Origin of the sequence: Actinosynnema sp. NPDC023658, assembly GCF_040639995.1 — a bacterium.
In the GTDB taxonomy this organism is placed as follows: Bacteria; Actinomycetota; Actinomycetes; order Mycobacteriales; family Pseudonocardiaceae; genus Actinosynnema.
On sequence record NZ_JBFAAX010001363.1, the window covers coordinates 1 to 1,249 of the forward strand.

A 1,249-nucleotide genomic window follows, 5' to 3' on the forward strand; every position below is an offset into this window, starting at 1 on the left:
ACGGGGCCGGGCTTTGTGCGACTGCCGCCGGATTCCTACTTCATGCTCGCGACGACGAACGGCGCGTGGCCGTGCAGGTAGTTGTTCCACCCGCCGGTCACGGGAGCGCCCTGGGAGAGCAGGTTGGTCGAGTCGTTGCCCACGTCGAGCTTCCAGGCGGTCCACGAGATGCCGTTGTTGCGCATCCAGTCGATCCACGCCTGGGCCTCGGGTTGGCAGACCCGGCCGTCGGTGCCGCCGTCGGCGTGGCTGGCGCCCCACACGGTGACGAACAGCGCCCGCCCGGCCCGCAGCGCGGTGTCGCCCTTCGCGCGCAGTCCCGCGCCGTGGCTGCACGAGTAGAAGTGCAGCGTGTACATGAGGTTCGTGCCGGACACCGGGCTGGACGCGGCCACGTCCACGTCCTGCGACCAGGTCGGGGTGCCGAGCACGATGATGTTGTCCGGGTCGGCGGCGCGGATCGCGGACACGACCGCCTGGTGGTACGGCTTGAGCACGCTCGTCCAGCTCACCTGGAGGGGCTCGTTGAAGTCCTCCCAGATGACGTTGGGCAGGTTGCCGTAGCGCCTGGCCAGGTCCGCGAAGAACGACACCGCCTGGGACTGCGCCTTCTGCGCCTCGTGCGCGTGGAAGTCCACGATCACGTACACGCCGGCCGCGACCGCGTTGTTGATGATGGTCTCGACCTGGCCGCGGGCCTTGTTCGGGTCGCTGAGGTAGGCCCCGGAGGGCTCGACGCCCATCGCGGCGCGGATGACCTGGAGGTTCCAGTTGTCGCGCATCCAGCGCAGCGCGGACAGGTTCTCCGCGTACGGCTGGGTCTCCCAGTTGAGCCACATGCTGCTCACGCCGCGCAGCTGCACCCGCGTGCCGTTCCTGTCGCACATCGCGGAGCCGCAGACGCGCAGCTGGCCGTAGCGGGCGACCGGGGTGGTGCCGCCCGGTGCGGTGGTGGTCGTGGTCGTCGTCGTGGGGCCGGTGGTGGTGGTCCACCTCTGGTTCGTCCCGCCGGTGCAGCTCCACAGGACGATCAGGGTGCCGTTCGCGGTGCCCGCGCCGGTCGCGTCGAGGCACAGCCCGGACTGCCCGTTGGTGATGGTGCCGGTGCCGGTGACGTTCCACTGCTGGGTCGCGCTGCCGGTGCAGTCACCGATGACGACCTTGGTGCCCGCCGTCGTGCCACCGCCGGAGGCGTCGAGGCACTTGCTGCCGTAGACCCTCAGCTGCCTGGACGAGGTGAGGTCGAACG

General features: G+C 70.1%; 1 protein-coding gene. It reads right to left on the bottom strand.

The annotated features are described in order from the left end of the window. Positions 1 to 35 precede the first annotated feature (35 nt). Positions 36 to 1,249 (bottom strand): cellulase family glycosylhydrolase (locus tag AB0G02_RS41005; RefSeq protein ID WP_360806191.1); only part of this gene is annotated, 1,214 nt, incomplete at its 5' end.